Consider the following 16,809-nt stretch of genomic DNA (forward strand, 5'->3'; position numbering starts at 1 on the left):
CTGCTTTTCTACGCCATCCCTTCCTCTTATGACACCCGCCCCCTGCGACCTCGGCAATTCCAAGGACAGTCTCAAAAACTCCATCATCAATCATCTGCGCTTCACCCTGGGTGCCTATGTGGAGTCCGCCAGCAAGAACGACTGGTGGGTGGCCACTTGTTTGGCCATCCGAGACCGGGTGATGGATCACGCGACGAAGTCCCGCACCCTGCATCGTCAGTCCGGCGTTCGCCGTGTGCATTACCTTTCTTTGGAGTATCTCATGGGCCGGTTGCTGGAAAACAACCTCCGCAATTCAGGTCTCTATGAGTCCACCAAGGCTGCTCTCGGCGAGATGGGCAAGGACCTGGATGCCCTGCTGGATTGCGAGCCTGACATGGGCCTGGGCAACGGCGGCTTGGGGCGCCTTGCCGCTTGTTTCATGGATAGTCTCAGCACTGTGAATCTGCCAGCCATTGGTTACGGGATTCACTATGAGTTCGGCCTGTTCCGCCAGGAGTTTGTGAATGGCAAACAGGTGGAGCATCCAGATGCGTGGATGCGTGATGGCAGCCCTTGGAAAATCGCTCGCCCCAGCTATCGCCAGACGGTGCAGCTTTATGGCCGCGTGGTGCAGAAGTTTGATGACTGCGGGCACCCGCGCTCGGAGTGGGTAGAAACCAAAGCTCTACTTGGCCTTCCATGGGACATCCCCATTGTCGGGTATGACAGCCACACGGTGAACGTGCTGCGCCTCTGGCAGGCCCAGGCAGATGAAGACTTTAACTTCCAGGTCTTCAATGAAGGCAGCTATGTCGAGGCCCTGAGGGACAAGGCCATCGCGGAAACAGTCTCTAAAGTTCTTTACCCGAATGACTCGACCGAAAGCGGTAAGGAGCTTCGTCTGGTGCAGCAATACTTCTTTGTTGCTTGCTCGCTGGCTGATATTGTTCGCCGTTTCAAAGTTGGTTATACCCTGCCGTGGAGCGAGTTCCCCTCCAAGGCCGCCATCCAGCTCAATGACACTCATCCTGCGGTGGCCATTCCCGAGCTGATGCGCATTCTGGTGGATCTAGAAGGCCTGCCCTGGAATGAAGCCTGGAAGATCTGCCAGGAAACCTTCGCCTACACCAATCATACCCTTTTGCCTGAAGCCCTGGAAATGTGGTCGGTCAGTTTGTTTGAGCGCGTCCTTCCGCGCCATCTCCAAATTATCTACCAGATCAACCAGCTCTTCTTGGAAGGCGATGTGGAGGCCAAGTGGCCCGGCGACAGCGAGAAAAAGCGTAGCTTGTCTCTCATCGAGGAGCGCGGTGGTAAATACGTGCGTATGGCGAATCTTTCCGTGCTGGGCAGCCATGCCACCAACGGTGTGGCCGCGTTGCATACACGCCTGCTTTGCGAGCGTCTGTTTGCAGATTTCTACGCACTGTATCCAGACCGTTTCCTGAATCTGACCAACGGCATCACCTTCCGCCGCTGGCTGGATGTCTGCAATCCGCAGCTCTCTGCGCTCATTACGGAGACCATCGGTGAAAGCTGGAAAAAGAATGCAGACCTTTTGCGCAATTTAGATCCGCATGCGGATGATCCGGCCTTCCGGGCGCGCTATGCCAAAATCAAACGTGACCACAAGGTGGTGTTGGCCAAGATCATCGAGGATGAATGCGGCGTCACCGTCAGCCCAGATGCGCTTTTTGATGTGCAGATTAAGCGGCTCCACGAATACAAACGCCAGCACCTGAACCTGCTGAACATCGTCACGCTGTATCGCGAGATCTTGGACAACCCGAACGCGGATTTCCATCCCCGTGTCTTCATCTTTGGTGCGAAGGCGGCCCCTGGTTACTTCTTGGCGAAGAACATCATCCATGCCATCAACGCCGTGGCTGCAAAGGTGAACAATGACCCGCGTGTGGGGGACAAGCTGAAAGTGGTCTTTCTGCCAAACTACCGCGTCTCCCTGGCGGAGAAGATCATCCCCGCTTCGGACCTCTCGGAGCAGATTTCTACTGCTGGCAAGGAAGCCTCAGGCACGGGCAACATGAAGTTGGCCCTGAATGGTTCTCTCACCATCGGCACCCTGGACGGAGCCAATGTGGAGATCGAGGAAGAAGTCGGTTCGGAAAACATCTTCATCTTTGGCCTCACGGTAGAAGAGGTGACAGAATTGCGGGCCAAGGGATACAATCCTTGGGACTACTACTGGGCTAACGAGAAGTTGCGCAACACGATCGACTGGATCAGCAGCGACTACTTCACGGGCAATGCCGAAGAATTCCAGCCATTGCGTCGCAGCCTCCTTGACCATGGCGATCCCTACCTCTGCCTGGCCGACTACCAGTCCTATGTGGATGCTCAGGCCAAAGTGGATGCCACTTATAAGGATCAAGACAAGTGGGTGAAGATGGCCATTCTGAATACGGCTCGAGTGGGCAAATTCAGCAGTGACCGCACCATTCTGCAATACGCGGAGAAAGTCTGGAACCTGCCCCAGGTGCCCATCGGCGAGTAATCTGCGTCAGCATCAAAGCTCTACCGGCCGCCTGTGTTCACTCACAGGCGGCTTCTTTGTCTGAATCTGAGAGGTCAAACCAGCATGGCTTCATGCTCCTCTTCTTCCTCGGAGTAATGCCAGTCCACTTCGCCATTGAGGTGGACGCAGGGAGGCAGCTCGCTGGGGAAGTAGATGTGACGGAGGCCGCAGGCGACCCCCAGGCTGAGATGGTGTTCAGCAATCGCTTCTGGTGTGAGCAGGCAGCGCAGGCACATGTCTTTCCCATTCCACTTGCAGTGCAGGTGGCAGGGATCGTTGGCTATGGGTTCGGGCATACGTGGGACCTTTCCATGAACAGTTCGCAGTGAGACTTTTCGATGGAAGTGACCGGCTGGCTCGGGAGAGCAGATGCCCGGATCTTCCGCTGCGGATGAGGTGAATCATCGGGACGGATTTTCCGGATTTTTTGTTTTACCACGGATGCCGATTTGCAGGCAATGATCAAACAAATATTTTTTACAATATTTGTTAGACTGAATATTTAGCTATCTAAAAGAATCCGGAAAAAGGCCGCTTCATTTCCAATGGAGCTGCCTACATCCAATGTTAGATTGTCCCACGGCAGAATGCCCCTTTCAGGCAAAAACTTCCACCGCATTCCTCAGCAGGGTCAGGCCGGTTTCCTGGCTCTTCTCGGGGTGGAACTGCACGGCCATGAGGTTGTCCGTACAGATGCCGGCGGTGAATTCGTTGCCGTAGGTGGTGGTGCAGAGGGCCAGGGATTTATCCGCCACGTCAGGGTAGTAGCTGTGCACGTAGTAGAGGTAGGAGGGGTTGGGCAGCCCCTTCCACCACTTGGCACCGCGTTCTTCCCAGTGGACCTGATTCCAGCCCATGTGCGGAATTTTCAGTCCATGATCGGGCAGGAACTTGCGGACAATGCCGGGGGCCACGCCCAGGCCTTCCACGCCGGGGGACTCTTCACTTGCTTCAAAAAGAAGCTGGTAACCGAGGCAGAAGCCCAGGTAGGGGCGCTCGTCCTTGAGCCACTGCTTCAGGGGATCCCAAAGCATCCGCTCCTTGATGATGCGGACGCTGTCGCCAAAGGCCCCCTGGCCTGGGAAAACAAGCACGTCCAGCCCTTCGAAACCTTTCGGTTCCGTGACAAGTTGGGCCTCATGGCCAATGGCCTTGAAGGCATTCAATACACTGCGCAGATTGCCAGCGCCGTAGTCGAGCACACCGAGATTCATGGATTACAATACGTCCTTGGTGCTAGGAATGCCGACGACTCTTGGGTCATGCAGGGTGGCGGCGTCGAGCGCGCGGGCGAGGCCTTTGAAGATGGCCTCGGCCATGTGGTGGGAATCGCGGCCGCGTTTGATTTCAACATGCAGGGTGCACAGAAGGGCGCTGGAAAAGGCGCGCAGGAACTCCTCCACGAGCTGATAGCTGAAGACCCCGGCGCGACCGCCGATGGCCTCCATCTTTTCCGGTGCGTGGTAGCTGAGGAAGGGGCGGCCGCTGAGGTCCATGGCCACTTCGGCCAGGGTCTCATCCATGGGCAGGAGGAAAAAGCCGTAACGCACGATGCCTGCCTTGTTGCCCAAAGCTTCGCGGAAGCACTGGCCCAGCACGATGCCGGTATCCTCGACGGTGTGGTGATAATCCACATCCACATCGCCGACGACTTTGACGTTCAGGTCAAAGAGACCGTGCTTGGTAAACAGCGTGAGCATGTGGTCGAAAAACGGCACGCCGGTGTCAATGGTGGAGAGGCCGGAGCCGTCCACATTGAGGTCTATCTGGATGTCGGTCTCGGCGGTTTTGCGGTGCTGTTTGGCGGTGCGAGGCATGGGTGGGAGGATTCAGTCTGCGGTATTCAGTCTTCAGTTTTCAAGAGAAGACCGGGCCTGTAATGAACACTGGAAACTGGACACTGGAAACTGAAACTTCACGACGCCTTCTGGGCGGGTGTTTTCACTTGATCCAGAACTTTGGTGATGATGTCGTCCACTTTGATCTGCTGGGCTTCGCCTTCGAAATTCAGGATGATGCGGTGGCGGAGGGAGACGTGGGCGATGGCGCGGATGTCGTCAGTGGAGACGGCAGTGCTGCCATGCACAGCGGCCCAGACGCGGGCACCTTTGATGAGGCTCTGGAGGCCACGGGGGCTGGCTCCGTAGGAGACAAAACGCTGGATCTCCGGCAGCACGCCAGGAGTCTCTGGGTGGGTGCCGAGGATGAGCTGGGAGGCGTAGCGGGCCACGGGCTCGGCCACGGGCACCTCGGCCAGCTCGCGCTGCATTTTCATGAGGTCGGTGCCGGTGAGGATAGCGTTCAGCGTGGGCTCGGTGAAGGCGGTGGTGCGGCGGGAGATTTCCACCAGAGAATCGAGATCGGGGAAGGGGACCTTGATCTTGAACATGAAACGGTCGAGCTGAGCCTCGGGTAGGGGGTAGGTGCCTTCCATCTCCATGGGGTTCTGGGTGGCGAGGACAAAGAAGGGCTCGGGCAGCATGTGGCGCTCGCCACCGGTGGTGACGCAGCGTTCCTGCATGACTTCCAGGAGGGCTGCCTGGGTCTTGGGGGTAGCACGGTTGATCTCATCCACCAGCAGCAGGTTTTTGAACACGGGGCCTTTTTCAAAAAACATCATGCGGCGGCCCTGATCGTTTTCATTGACGATGTGGGTGCCCAGGATATCCGCAGGCATGAGGTCGGGCGTACATTGCACACGGCCAGGCTCCAGGCCGATGACCTGGGAAAGGGTGCGGACGAGAAAGGTCTTGCCCAGGCCGGGCACGCCCTCGAGCAGGACGTGGCCGCCGGAGAAGATGGCCACGAGGACATCCGTCAGCAGGGCATCGTAACCGACGATGGACTTTTGCAGCTCGGTCTTGAGGTTTTGGAAGAGTTTGGGAAAGGCGGGCATGGGGAGGGAAATCGGTAAACAGGATTCAGTGGGCAGTCTGCGCGGTCAGGGCTGTTTTTCGAAGCGGCGGCGGAGTTCGTTGAAGTAACGGCGCACCTGCTCGCGGCGGCTGGGAGGCAGGGCGGAGTCATCCAGGGCCTCTTCTTCGGCCTGGAGAAATTCGACAGCGGTCTGGGTTGCGTTGCGGGTGGCGGATTCCTGGCGGGTGCCACCTTCCACGGCGCGGGTGCTGGACTGGCCCTCGCTGTTTTGCTGGGCATTGACGACGGTACTGTTGGTCGTGTCCTGCTTGGCGGTGGGGTCGGCTTTCAGATCGGCCTTGCCCACTCCAGGATCGCGCCCGCCGGGGATGGAGAGATTGATGTTGGGGGTGCCATCGCTGGGATCGCCCGGAGGGCCGCCGAGAATGAGCATGTCGGGCGGTTTGTCGCCCGGTTTTTGTCCTGGGACGGGGGCCATGAGCATGGGCGTTCCTTGTTCGCCCTGCTGGCCGGGTTGACCTGGCTGTCCAGGCTGCCCCATCTGGCCCACCTGCATTTGCTGGGGCTGACCTTGCCCCTGCTGGCCAGGGTTTTGCTGCGGCTGCATGGACTGGCCCTGATTGGGCTGGCCCAAGCCAGGAGGTTGCAGGGCCTGTTGCTGGCCTTGTTGTCCGGCGGGAGTTTGGCCGACCTGCGGTGTCTGCCCTGACTTTGACTGTGGGGTGTCGCCCGCAGCAGCATTCATCTTCTGCATGCCGCCGGCTTCATTCTGCCCGGCGATGTTGCTGCCGGCATCGCGGAGTTGTTGAGCCAGTTTTTCCAGTTCCTCGCGGGATTTTTCACGTAGGGCTATGTCACGCATTTGGTTAGCCAGTTTTTCAAATTCGCCGCCAGCCGCAGCGGGCTTGCCCTGGTTCATCTCGTCGCCTGCCTGCAGCACGTGCTGGCCTACGGTGCGCGTGCGGTCTTCCTTGTCAGAGGCTTTCTCGATGTCATCCAGCGTCTCCTTCAGGCGTTCGCGGGCGGCTTCGGGCAATTGTGGGGACTTGAGCTGATCCGCCAAGGCATCGGCGGACTTGGCGGCCTGGGCGGCGTTTTTGGCGGCCACGGCATCGCCTAGATCAGCGGTATCGGCATGGGTGCGCAGGGCTTCGACGAGCTTGTCGGAGGCCCAGGCCTCTTTGTCGTTGGCCAGCCGTTCCGCCAGTTTCTCCGCCTCGCGGGCGCGGCGCTCCAGATCGGACATCACTTGGCGGGCATCTTGGCCCTTGGCATTCTCCAGGCTAGCAGCAGTGGCTTTCAGGTTTTCCTTCAGCTTCTCCAGGTCGACCTTTTCACTCTCTTCCAGTCCGGCGAGGTTTTTCTTGTCCCAATCCGTTTTTGCCAGCTTGTCAGCCTCGGCTTTCGCGGCGGCCTGCATGGCGGGGTCGAGGGGGATTTCGTCGCTTCGGCTTTGCACCAAGGGGATGCTGTGGAGGAGGAGAAGCAGGACCATAGGAAGCTCCAGCCAGCGTTTGAAAAGCGGCAGCGGCAGGTCCTGGGCGAGGCTCTTTCGGGCTTGGGGCAAAACCTCACGCTGCTGCTGCAAATGACCCTCTTCGGTGGCGGTGCGAGTCTGTTGCTGCTCAAACCACCACGCGCTGGCAAAGGCTTCGCGGCGGCCCGTCTGGGAATCCCAAAAAGCGAGGGCGCTGTATGGTCCCGGCATTCTCCAGGTAGCCAGCGCGGCACTGCCGAAAATCCACAGGCCAAAAAAGAGGCTGCCCCAGATGGCGGCCCCTGAACCGCCCAGCGTGAGCAGGGTGACGATGACGATGAGCAGCAGGCCGCTGACCGTCCACACCGTGCGCCCCAGCCAGCCCAGCCAGCGCCGCAACCACACCCGACGCCGCACCTGCCGCGCAACAGGCGCGAAGGTGGCAGGAGGAAGGGGTTCAGAAGTCATGGCTCAAACAACTGGCTAAGAGATAACGGCTCTCAGACCCAAAGCTCCAGCAGGAATTGCGGCATTGGGAAAAGAAAAGGCGTGAGACCGTCTCATACCAATGGCTGGTTGGTTTTTGCCCTTGGACACAGGGGCGAGGAATTCAATGTGTGAGCTTTCCAGCGTGCTTTTGTGCCGCACTGTGGACGGGTTATCATGATTGGCTAGTATGTCGAGCCGACTACCGCTCTTCCGGTAAATAATAAAGTAAACGGTCACCGACAAGTTCTGAGTCTTCCCAGGCCTTTCGGACGCGAATTTCGAGCAAGTCGTAAGTCATGAAATTCAGGAAGATCCTATTTTCTTTGCAATGCTTCCACAGACGCCAGGTATCAAATCCGTTTCCCTCCCCCAACTCGCCCCAATCGAAGTCAACGGAGATGCTTGGGAATTTCATTTCGACTCCATAACCATGTGGACGAATTTGGATGCCAATGCTCTCTCCCAACTTTGGAAGTTCCATCTGATGGCAGGACTTTGCCCATTCAAGGTTTGAGCTGGGTAAGGGAACACCAAGACGCTCGTTCAAAGTAATCACCGCGAGATCTTGGGCCGACCTGAAAGCTCTAATGACTTGGATTAGACCGGGGTGCATGGTTAGAGCGGGCAACAGGGACGTGCGTGGAGTTCTTTTGAGTTTTCACTGGCAACTGGCATGTGCCAGTTGAATCCCAACGAGGCTCCTTACAGCATCCCTCGAAAATCTTCCTCACTCAGGATCTTCACGCCTAGCTTGGTGGCCTTGTCGAGCTTGCTGCCGGCATCGGCTCCAGCCAGGAGGTAGGTGGTCTTGCCACTGACGCTGCCGCTGACCTTGCCACCGTTGGCGCGGATGGTGTCGGCGATGGTTTCGCGGTCCTGGCTGAGGGTGCCGGTGATGACCCAGGTGCTGCCGTTGAGCTTATCGCTGGCGGCTTCGACGGTGCGCTGGGCGAAGGTGAGACCAGCGGTGCGGAGGCGTTCCAGCAGGGCTTTGTTATCTTCGTTGTTAAACCAGCCATGGACGCTGGGGGCGACGATGGCCCCGATGTCCGGGCACTGGGTCAGTTCTTCAATACTGGCCTTAGCGATGGCATCAATACTGCCAAAGTGCTCAAGCAGCTTGCGGGCACCACCAGCACCGACATGGAGGATGCCGAGACCGAAGACGAGCCGCCAGGCGTCCTGCTGTTTACTGGCTTCGATGGCCTTGAGGAGGTTATCAATGCTCTTGGTGCCCATGCGCTCCAGGCGGGCGAGTTTCAACTCGTTCAGGTCATAAAGATCGGCGGCGTCTGACACGGTGGGCACGCCGTTCAAGGGTGTGTCCACCAACTGGGCGACGACGGATTCGCCGAGGCCGCTGATGTCCATGGCTCCACGGCTAACAAAATGTTCTAAACGACGTTTCACCACCTCTGGACATTTGGGATTGGGGCAACGGATGACGACCTGTTCTTCGTCCTTGTGCACTCCGGTGCCGCAGATGGGGCAGTGAGTAGGGACTGGGATAGTGAGCTCGTCGCCAGTGCGTAAATCCTTTTTTACCATGACCACGGCGGGAATGATCTCCCCCGCTTTTTCGATGACCACGGTATCTCCTATACGGATATCTTTGCGTTCGATCTCCTCGAAGTTATGCAGCGTGGAGTAAGTGACCGTGGAGCCGCTGAGGAAGACAGGGGTGAGGCGTGCTACAGGCGTGAGGGCCCCGGTGCGGCCCACTTGGATGTCCACGGCGAGGAGCTTTGTCTTTGCTTGCTCAGGCTGATACTTGTAGGCGATGGCCCAGCGCGGGGCCTTGCTGGTGAAGCCGAGTTCGCGCTGATCCGCAAAGGCGTTGACCTTGATCACGGCACCGTCGGTTTCATAGGGCAGGGACTTGCGCATGGCATCCAGTTCATGGATGGCCTCCAGCAGGCCTTCGGCGCTGTCCTTTTCCCAGACTTTATCGGCCTTGCGCAGCCCGGCGTTTTTCAGCAGTTCATAAACCTCTGTCTGCGCCTCGATGGGCATGCCCCAGGAGTCGGCTAGGCCATAAAAAACGATGTCGAGCGGGCGCTTGGCGACGATTTTTGGGTCCAGCAATTTGAGAGTGCCTGCCGTGGAGTTGCGGGGGTTGGCAAAGCGGGGTTCACCTGCATCTTCACGTTCTTCATTGAGCTTGGCGAAGTTCGCCTTGGTCATGAAGACCTCACCGCGCACTTCGAAGGTCTGCGGGCCGTCTTTCGGCAGGCGCAGGGGCAGGGCTTTGATGGTCTTCAGATTGGTGGTCACATCGTCCCCGGTCTGGCCATCGCCACGGGTGATGCCATGTTTCAGCACGCCATTTTCGTATCGGATGCTGATGGCCACGCCGTCCACTTTGGGCTCGATGACACAGGCGATCTTTTCGCGACCCAGGCCTTTTTGCAGGCGGGCAAAGAAGGCGGTCAGTTCGGCTTCGGAGTAGGTGTTGTCCAGGCTCATCATCGGGATGGTGTGCCGGATCTGGGTGAAGCCTTCGATAGGGGCCCCGCCGACACGCTGGGTGGGAGAGTCGGAGGTAAGAAGATCGGGAAACTGCGTCTCGATGGCCTGAAGTTCGCGCAGGAGGGCATCGAATTCCTGGTCGGTGATCTCCTGCCGGGCCTCGACGTAATAGAGGTGGTTGTGGCGGTGGAGATTGGTGCGGAGGGATTCGGCTCGGGCGGCGGCTTCAGCGTGAGTCATGCGACCTCTTTTTTAGCGAGAAAGCTCGACCTGGGAAAGGGAGATTCGGTATTACTTCCTCGTTTTCAGAAAGCTGAACTCTCAGGCTTGTCGGGGCGTCTGAGGAGAATCGCCGAAAAAAGAATTTCACCCGGCCCCAAGAAAGCCCTCACACTGACGTGATGCCTGGCGAACACGACCCCATGAACGACACCCACCGCCTGTTTCTGGACACGTTGAGCCGCTATGAGAGGCCGCTGCTGCGGTATGCCCACAGCTTTACCAACGACGCTGAAGAGGCACGCGATGTCGTGCAGGACGTGTTTATCAAATTGAGCCAAAACCTCGCCACGCTGGATCCGGACCGGCTGGCGCCCTGGCTCTTCACCGTCTGTAAAAATCGCGCTCTGGACCACCAGCGCAAACACCAACGCCTCATTGTCATGGAAACGCAAAGTTTAGACCTGGAAGCCTCCGAGGTCCCCCAGCCCGGAGCAGAAATGGAAAGCCGGGAGACCGCCGCCGCCCTGCGCGGCTTCATCGAAGAACTTCCCCTGCGCCAGCGCGAGGCCATCCGCCTCAAATTCATCGCCGGACTCGATTACAAACAGATCAGCGACGCCATGCAGACCAGCATCGGCAATGTCGGCTACCTCATTCATCACGGCGTGCTGGCCCTGCGCCTGAAGTGGCAAGCCCAGGAAGACGCCACACCGGGCAAACAGAAATCCGCCCTGGCCTAACCAAACCTTTGTTTAAATTTTTTAATTCACTTTCCCCATGAAACCGGAACAAATAACCGCCTGGGCCCTGAACGAACTCAGCGCCGAAGAGCGCGCCCAGATCGAGGCCCTCATCCAGGAAGACGCCGAGGCCAGCACGCAGGCCAGCCAGACCAAGGGCTTCTGCGACTTCCTCACGGCAGAACTCGGCGACGACTCCCTCGCCTTCACCCCTGAACAACGCGAGCGACTGAGCCGTGCCGATGCCCCTGCGGCTTCGTTTCCCAATGAAGCGCCCCAACCCGCATTACCGAAACAGCCGACGTTTTGGAGACGTCATGTCTTCATGAATCTGGCTGCCGCTGCCGCCGTGGTGATGGGCACGACCCTGTTCATCCGCAAGCAGATGGAGAGCGAAGGCCAGATGGCCGAGATCACTCCGACCGTTCGTGGGAACCTTGGCGATGATCAGACCATCATCACACGGACGAGTCCTGTGCCCGAGGAACCAGCCCCGGTGGTGGCTGCAGCCCCGCCGACATCGATGCGGAAGCTTCAGGCGAACGCGGCTCCCTTGATGAAGCAAGATGAAAGCACACTGGCGGCGAAGGATGCTAAGGCGGCAATGACGTTTTCTAATATGCCTGAAACGAAGGCGAAGAACGAGGCAACAATGGTCGATGCAGAAGCGGCAAGACGGGAATATTTTGCTGCGACCCAAGATCAGCAGCGTGCCCGCTTGCTGAACCAGGCGAATGAACCTTGGGAATCCCCAGCCCCGACAACCGCTAGTGTGGCACCAGGGCAAGTCGCAGCCACCCCCGCCGCAGCACCTAAACCTGCGGCTCCAGTGGCCAATGGCAATATCACAGTTAATGGCGGTAGCTTGACCATCACCGGTGCAGGCACTCTGACCCTCCAAGGCCGCACGACCTACACGGGAGGCGTTGTGCGGTCCGCTCCAAGTTCGGTAACACTCATCGCAGGATCTGGGATGGCAGGAAACGCCGACATTATGGACGGCGAAACTCAAATGCGTCGCAGCCAAGAGTCCTACACGCAGATCATCGAAAACGCGCTCAAGAGTGTGGAGAGCGAGCCGCTGTCCACCTTTTCTATTGATGTGGACACGGCCTCGTATGCGAATGTGCGGCGCTTTCTCAATCAGAACAGTGCGCCACCACGCGATGCCGTGCGCATTGAGGAGTTAATCAATTATTTTCCCATGGATGAAAAGGGCCCGGCGGCAGGGGTGAAGGAACCTTTTGCTGTCAAAGTGGAGATGGCCGCGTGCCCTTGGCAGCCGCAGCATCGGCTGGCTCGCATCGCCATCAAAGGCAAGCAGATCGGCCTGGATCGCCAGCCCAGCAACTTGGTCTTCCTGGTGGATGTCTCTGGCTCCATGGCGGAGCCAAACAAACTGCCGCTTGTGCAGCAGAGCCTGCGCATGTTGGCCGGGCAACTTGGCGAAAATGACCGTGTCTCTATGGTGACCTATGCCAATGGATCGCAGGTGGTCTTGTCCTCCACCACTGGCCAAAATAAAGGCGAGATCGTATCTGCAATTGATCGGCTCCAGGCTGGCGGTGGCACCCATGGCAGCGCGGGCATTCGCTTGGCCTATGAGCAGGCCGTGGCCGGCTTCATCAAAGGCGGCGTGAACCGCGTGGTACTGTGCACGGATGGCGACTTCAATGTGGGCATCAGCAGCCCGACGGAGTTGGAAACCTTTATCTCCGAGAAAGCCCGCAGTGGCGTCTTCCTCAGCGTGTTGGGGTATGGCTCGGGCAATCTGAAGGACCGCACCATGGAAACCTTGGCCGACAAGGGCAACGGCAACTACGCCTACATTGACAGCCTGGGCGAGGCCCGCAAGGTGCTGGTAGAGCAGATGAACGGCACGCTGGTCACCATCGCCAAGGATGTGAAGATTCAGGTGGAGTTCAATCCCGCAGTTATCCGCAGCTACCGCCTCATCGGTTATGAGAATCGTTTGTTAGCCAAAGAAGATTTCAATGACGACGCCAAGGACGCTGGGGAAATCGGAGCTGGGCATAGCGTCACCGCGCTGTATGAGCTGGTGCCTGCGAATCTGCCTCCTGGGGGGGGGACACTTCCTCAAGTGGATGCGCTGAAGTATCAACAGCCAATCACTCCCGCAGTCCCCATGGCTGCTACTGCAGCTGCAACGGACGAGGCTTTGACCGTGAAGCTGCGCTACAAAGAACCTGAAGGCAACACCAGTAGCCTCATTGAGGTGCCAGTGAAGGATAATTCCCGGGCAATGGACACGGCCAGTGGCGAATTCAAGTTCACCACAGCCGTAGCGGGGTTTGGTCTGCTGCTGCGCCAGTCTTCTTATGCTGGCCAGCTCACCTGGGACCAAGTTCGCCAGCTTGCCCTGGAAGGCAAAGGAACCGATGCTCTGGGTTACCGTGGCGAGTTTATCCAACTCATCGAGAAGGCGAGGGGAGTGAGCCGCTAGCCCTTGTGGGAGGCTGATTCGACAAGCGTTGAAAACTTTTTCGAACTTTTTCATTCACACTGTTTGACAATACTAAACCTTCATCTAGTATCTCAATCCGCAGCCAACACTGCGGGGCGAAAGCCAAAGCACCCCTAGCTCAACGGATTAGAGCATCTGACTACGGATCAGAAGGTTAGTGGTTCGAATCCACTGGGGTGCACCAAAGCTAAATAAGCTTGGTGCACCTATTTCATTCCGTGAGTGGGTATTTCAAACAACATCCCAGATGTGTTTTTACATTGTATCCGATTCCGTGAATGGAGCTTCATTCTTGTTCGACGAGATCCTGGCCGATTCGTTTCCTGCGTTTGCGATCCCAGCGTAACTCCTCCAATGACTCCTGTTTGACTAACCGCACTGTCCCCGTCATTCTGACTCCCTATGGGACTTTTCGATTCTTTGGCCAAACAAGCGTTGGGTGGTATTTTTGGAGGTAACAAACAGGGCGACATGCTCACGGGATTGCTGAACCAGGCGGGCGGACTGGGTGGTCTGATGCAGCAATTTCAGCAGGCTGGTCTGGGGGATATCTTTGCTTCCTGGGTCTCCAAAGATGAGAATCAGCCTGTGCAACCAGCTCAACTGGAGGCCGCCCTAGGTAGTGATGCGATCAAGGACCTCGCTGGCAAGCTGGGCTTTGATGCGAAGATGGTGCTGCCATTGCTCTCTCAATTCCTCCCGCAGATCATTGACCGACTGACGCCGAATGGTAGCATTGAGGACACGCATCCCTCCGCTGATAAACTGCAGGATGTCCTGACCGGAGTGATGAAAAATGGTTTGGGCGGGCTGTTCGGTGGTCGTTCCTGACCCAGCACACGCGCATCCGTAGGTTTCTCTGTTCTTCTGCTGCTGCAGAGACGTAAATGATGGGATTTCCTTTGGGCGGTCCCGTCCGTCTTAAAGTTCGTTCCGTTTACATCATCACCCGATGCTGCGTCTCGCCCTCAAAATGCTATTTGGTGACACTGGCAAGTACCTCATGCTGGTGGCTGGCCTAGTGTTTGCCACCTTTCTGATGGCGCAGCAGACGGCGGTGTTTTGCGGTCTGATGAGCTGGACCACAGCGACCCTGAAAAACGTGCCAGCCCCTATCTGGGTGGTGGAGGGAAAGGTGGAGCAGGTGAATGAAACCAATCCTCTGTTGGATACCGACGTGGCTCGGGTGCGCAGTGTGGACAGTGTGGCCTGGGCTGCGCCGCTCTATTCTGGCATTCAGCGTGTGCGTCTGGAAAACGGCAATTTTAAGATCATCCAACTCATTGGTATTGATGCCACCACGCTGGCTGGAGCGCCGGTAAAACTCCTGGAAGGAAAACTGGAAGACCTACGCCTACCTCATGCTGTGATCATTGACGATCTAGGCGTCCAACGGCTTTCTAAAGAGAAGGGCGGTAAGGTGAAGATAGGAGATACCTTCGAAATCAATGATCAAGAGGCCCGTGTGGTGGGTATCGCGGATACGATGCAGAGCTTCACAGGGGGGCCTTACGTTTGGACAACTTACGAACGTGCGCTGCAATACACACCACCACAGCGCAAGATGCTCTCTGCTGTGATTGCTGCCCCGCGTGAGGGCATCAGCGAAGCTAAGTGCGTGGCTGACATTGAGCGTGAAACAGGGCTGAAGGGGTACCTGAACAAAGGTTTTAACTGGAACGATTTCACCGCTGAAAAGCCGCCTGCCATTCAGGATTTCAATACGACGACTGTGGCCTGGTACATCCGTAATACGGGCATCCCATTCAGTTTTGGTATCACGGTCATGATTGGGTTCATTGTGGGAACGGCCATCAGCAGCCAGACATTCTATACTTTCGTTTTGGAGAATATGAAGCATCTAGGGGCACTGAAGGCCATGGGGGCTTCTACGGCTACATTGTGTCTGATGCTATTGACGCAGGCGATCACGGTAGGGCTTATCGGGTACGGTATCGGATTGGCGTTCACTTCTGTGATGGGGCACTTTGCACTTAAAAATGATCAGCCTCCCTTTTACATGCCGGAGATTGTTCCTGTCGTAGTGTTAGGGGTAGTCCTTTTCATTTGCATCATGTCTGCGCTCCTTGGCATCTGGCGTGTCGCACGACTGGAGCCGGCGATGGTTTTCCGTGGTTAATCATGTCTGAAGTCACAGTTCCATATGCCGCCCAGGTGCGCGGATTGAACAAGTCCTTTGGTGATGGGGCCTCGCGCATCCATGTGCTTAAAGATGTGGATATGGAAGTGAGGCAGGGAGACATTACCATGCTCATCGGCCCCTCGGGTTGTGGTAAGACCACACTCATCAGCATTCTGGCTGGAACCTTAAAGCCCGATGCAGCCACTCAGGAACTCACGGTTTTAGGCCAGGATTTGCGCCAGATGAGCATGGGGGCGATCACTCGTTTCCGTGCCCAAAACATCGGCTTTATCTTCCAGGCCTTCAATCTCATCCCCACGCTCAGCCTGGCTGAAAATGTGAGCGTGCCTTTGCTGATCCGTGGCGTGCGAGCTGGAGCGGCAGAAAAAAAGGCCCGAGAGGTGCTGGCGCTGGTCGGCTTGGGAGACCGGGCCAAGAGCCGGCCTAACCAACTTTCAGGTGGTCAGCAGCAGCGTGTGGCCATCGCCCGCGCCCTGGTGCATGAGCCGCGCCTGATCATCTGCGATGAGCCGACGGCCGCGCTGGATGCGAAGAACGGGCAGCTCGTGATGGAGCTGTTTGAAAACGTGGCGCGCAGCCCGGAGCGTGCGGTCCTGATCGTCACCCATGATAACCGCATTTTCCCTCACGCGAACCGCATCGCCTCCATGGATGATGGGCGCATCGTGGAAGTGCACGACATTGATGCCAGCCACCCGCTGCCGGAAAATCTCCGGCATGGGTTTCACCAGTAAAGCTGTGCGTTAGGCAGCAACTGTGGCCCAGCGAAGGGTCGGGGCCGAGCGCACCTTGGCCTCGGCATTGAAGGCGATCAGGAGCAGGGCGCTGAAGCCTAGATCGCTAAGTAAAGAATTACGCAAAAAGACCCAGGTAGGCGGGAAACCAGGAAGGCCGATCGTCAGTGCCTGGACAAGGCCCTCAAGGCTCTTGCTGTACTCAGGCATCGTCCACCAAGACAGGACATTGGTGACGACGTAAAAGACCAAGCTGCAGGCGGTGGCACCCAGCAAGGTCTGGAGGATACCGGCCTGACCCCGCATCTGGTGGGCAGCCCAGGCCGCCACTCCGTAAAGGACATGCATGAGGTAAACTTCAGGGTGGCCTGCACCCATGGCCAGGAACTGTCCGCCCATGGCGACGAAGTCGATGCCCACCAGCATCAGCGGCCAGGCCCACCAGGGGATAGTGCCGCGCGGGAAAACCAGCGTGCCAGTGAAGGCAAGGGCCATCCAGGGGGAGAAGTTGGGCAGCAGGCTCATGCCGTCTGAATTTAGCTTCATCCATTTCAGGCCAAGGGCGAGCAGGGCGAGCAGCAGGGGCACCCAGAGAAGGGGAGCAGTGGCACGGGAATCAGACTTCATGAATGGCAGA

At 57.7% G+C, this 16,809-nt stretch carries 14 protein-coding genes and 1 tRNA gene; 7 read left to right on the plus strand and 8 right to left on the minus strand.

From position 1 onward, the window contains the following. Positions 1-28: 28 nt before the first annotated feature. On the plus strand, positions 29-2,494 hold the full coding sequence (locus HNQ64_RS12420; protein ID WP_184208984.1) for a glycogen/starch/alpha-glucan phosphorylase: 2,466 nt from the start codon (positions 29-31) through the stop codon (positions 2,492-2,494). Between the two features lie 74 nt (positions 2,495-2,568). Here HNQ64_RS12420 and HNQ64_RS12425 read toward each other — a convergent pair whose 3' ends face one another. The 7 genes from HNQ64_RS12425 to ligA all read right to left on the minus strand — a co-directional run bounded on the left by HNQ64_RS12425 (position 2,569) and on the right by ligA (position 10,067). Next, a complete protein-coding gene (locus HNQ64_RS12425; RefSeq protein ID WP_184208986.1) occupies positions 2,569-2,811 on the minus strand; it encodes a hypothetical protein in 243 nt (80 codons plus the stop codon). A gap of 300 nt (positions 2,812-3,111) precedes the next feature. Beyond that, positions 3,112-3,729, minus strand: coding sequence for an imidazole glycerol phosphate synthase subunit HisH (hisH, locus tag HNQ64_RS12430; RefSeq protein WP_184208988.1), 618 nt, complete (start codon positions 3,727-3,729; stop codon positions 3,112-3,114). Positions 3,730-3,732: 3 nt separating this feature from the next. Continuing rightward, a complete protein-coding gene (gene hisB / locus HNQ64_RS12435) occupies positions 3,733-4,332 on the minus strand; it encodes an imidazoleglycerol-phosphate dehydratase HisB (protein ID WP_184208990.1) in 600 nt (199 codons plus the stop codon). Positions 4,333-4,430: 98 nt separating this feature from the next. Further along, a complete protein-coding gene (locus HNQ64_RS12440; protein WP_184208993.1) occupies positions 4,431-5,411 on the minus strand; it encodes an AAA family ATPase in 981 nt (326 codons plus the stop codon). Between the two features lie 45 nt (positions 5,412-5,456). Further along, positions 5,457-7,337: a phage tail tape measure protein gene (locus tag HNQ64_RS12445; protein ID WP_184208995.1), complete on the minus strand. Its 1,881-nt coding sequence runs from the start codon at positions 7,335-7,337 to the stop codon at positions 5,457-5,459. A gap of 220 nt (positions 7,338-7,557) precedes the next feature. Continuing rightward, positions 7,558-7,971, minus strand: coding sequence for a DUF6896 domain-containing protein (locus HNQ64_RS12450; protein WP_408004362.1), 414 nt, complete (start codon positions 7,969-7,971; stop codon positions 7,558-7,560). 89 nt (positions 7,972-8,060) lie between these two features. Next, positions 8,061-10,067, minus strand: a complete 2,007-nt coding sequence (gene ligA, locus HNQ64_RS12455; protein WP_184208999.1) for an NAD-dependent DNA ligase LigA — start codon at positions 10,065-10,067, stop codon at positions 8,061-8,063. Positions 10,068-10,249: 182 nt separating this feature from the next. Here ligA and HNQ64_RS12460 point away from each other — a divergent pair, with 182 nt between their 5' ends. The 6 genes from HNQ64_RS12460 to HNQ64_RS12485 all read left to right on the plus strand — a co-directional run bounded on the left by HNQ64_RS12460 (position 10,250) and on the right by HNQ64_RS12485 (position 16,172). Continuing rightward, on the plus strand, positions 10,250-10,789 hold the full coding sequence (locus HNQ64_RS12460) for an RNA polymerase sigma factor (protein ID WP_184209000.1): 540 nt from the start codon (positions 10,250-10,252) through the stop codon (positions 10,787-10,789). A 37-nt stretch (positions 10,790-10,826) separates the two neighbouring features. Beyond that, a complete protein-coding gene (locus HNQ64_RS12465; RefSeq protein WP_221305436.1) occupies positions 10,827-13,253 on the plus strand; it encodes a YfbK domain-containing protein in 2,427 nt (808 codons plus the stop codon). A 128-nt stretch (positions 13,254-13,381) separates the two neighbouring features. After that, positions 13,382-13,458, plus strand: a tRNA-Arg gene (locus HNQ64_RS12470). Positions 13,459-13,676: 218 nt separating this feature from the next. Next, on the plus strand, positions 13,677-14,105 hold the full coding sequence (locus HNQ64_RS12475) for a YidB family protein (protein ID WP_184209002.1): 429 nt from the start codon (positions 13,677-13,679) through the stop codon (positions 14,103-14,105). 121 nt (positions 14,106-14,226) lie between these two features. Then, positions 14,227-15,414 (plus strand): ABC transporter permease, encoded by a 1,188-nt coding sequence (locus HNQ64_RS12480; RefSeq protein ID WP_184209004.1) that lies wholly within the window; start codon positions 14,227-14,229, stop codon positions 15,412-15,414. Between the two features lie 2 nt (positions 15,415-15,416). Further along, positions 15,417-16,172 carry an ABC transporter ATP-binding protein gene (locus tag HNQ64_RS12485; RefSeq protein ID WP_184209006.1) on the plus strand — a complete coding sequence of 252 codons (756 nt, stop codon included), beginning with the start codon at positions 15,417-15,419 and terminating at the stop codon, positions 16,170-16,172. 9 nt (positions 16,173-16,181) lie between these two features. Here the strand turns inward: HNQ64_RS12485 and HNQ64_RS12490 are convergent, their stop codons facing one another. Continuing rightward, the gene (locus HNQ64_RS12490) at positions 16,182-16,799 is read right to left on the minus strand and encodes a DUF6580 family putative transport protein (RefSeq protein ID WP_184209008.1); all 618 of its coding nucleotides are present in this window, start codon (positions 16,797-16,799) and stop codon (positions 16,182-16,184) included. Positions 16,800-16,809: the final 10 nt, after the last annotated feature.

The sequence above is a fragment of the Prosthecobacter dejongeii genome, from assembly GCF_014203045.1.
GTDB classification, from domain to species: Bacteria; Verrucomicrobiota; Verrucomicrobiia; order Verrucomicrobiales; family Verrucomicrobiaceae; genus Prosthecobacter; species Prosthecobacter dejongeii.

What these genes read in the sequence shown, in the direction of transcription:
- HNQ64_RS12445 (WP_184208995.1), bottom strand. Translation starts at nt 7,337, where the DNA reads ATGACTTCTGAACCCCTTCCTCCTGCCACCTTCGCGCCTGTTGCGCGG.
- HNQ64_RS12425 (WP_184208986.1), bottom strand. Translation starts at nt 2,811, where the DNA reads ATGCCCGAACCCATAGCCAACGATCCCTGCCACCTGCACTGCAAGTGG.
- ligA (WP_184208999.1), bottom strand. Translation starts at nt 10,067, where the DNA reads ATGACTCACGCTGAAGCCGCCGCCCGAGCCGAATCCCTCCGCACCAAT.
- HNQ64_RS12460 (WP_184209000.1), top strand. Translation starts at nt 10,250, where the DNA reads ATGAACGACACCCACCGCCTGTTTCTGGACACGTTGAGCCGCTATGAG.
- HNQ64_RS12480 (WP_184209004.1), top strand. Translation starts at nt 14,227, where the DNA reads ATGCTGCGTCTCGCCCTCAAAATGCTATTTGGTGACACTGGCAAGTAC.
- HNQ64_RS12485 (WP_184209006.1), top strand. Translation starts at nt 15,417, where the DNA reads ATGTCTGAAGTCACAGTTCCATATGCCGCCCAGGTGCGCGGATTGAAC.
- hisH (WP_184208988.1), bottom strand. Translation starts at nt 3,729, where the DNA reads ATGAATCTCGGTGTGCTCGACTACGGCGCTGGCAATCTGCGCAGTGTA.
- HNQ64_RS12475 (WP_184209002.1), top strand. Translation starts at nt 13,677, where the DNA reads ATGGGACTTTTCGATTCTTTGGCCAAACAAGCGTTGGGTGGTATTTTT.
- HNQ64_RS12490 (WP_184209008.1), bottom strand. Translation starts at nt 16,799, where the DNA reads ATGAAGTCTGATTCCCGTGCCACTGCTCCCCTTCTCTGGGTGCCCCTG.
- hisB (WP_184208990.1), bottom strand. Translation starts at nt 4,332, where the DNA reads ATGCCTCGCACCGCCAAACAGCACCGCAAAACCGCCGAGACCGACATC.
- HNQ64_RS12450 (WP_408004362.1), bottom strand. Translation starts at nt 7,971, where the DNA reads ATGCACCCCGGTCTAATCCAAGTCATTAGAGCTTTCAGGTCGGCCCAA.
- HNQ64_RS12420 (WP_184208984.1), top strand. Translation starts at nt 29, where the DNA reads ATGACACCCGCCCCCTGCGACCTCGGCAATTCCAAGGACAGTCTCAAA.
- HNQ64_RS12465 (WP_221305436.1), top strand. Translation starts at nt 10,827, where the DNA reads ATGAAACCGGAACAAATAACCGCCTGGGCCCTGAACGAACTCAGCGCC.
- HNQ64_RS12440 (WP_184208993.1), bottom strand. Translation starts at nt 5,411, where the DNA reads ATGCCCGCCTTTCCCAAACTCTTCCAAAACCTCAAGACCGAGCTGCAA.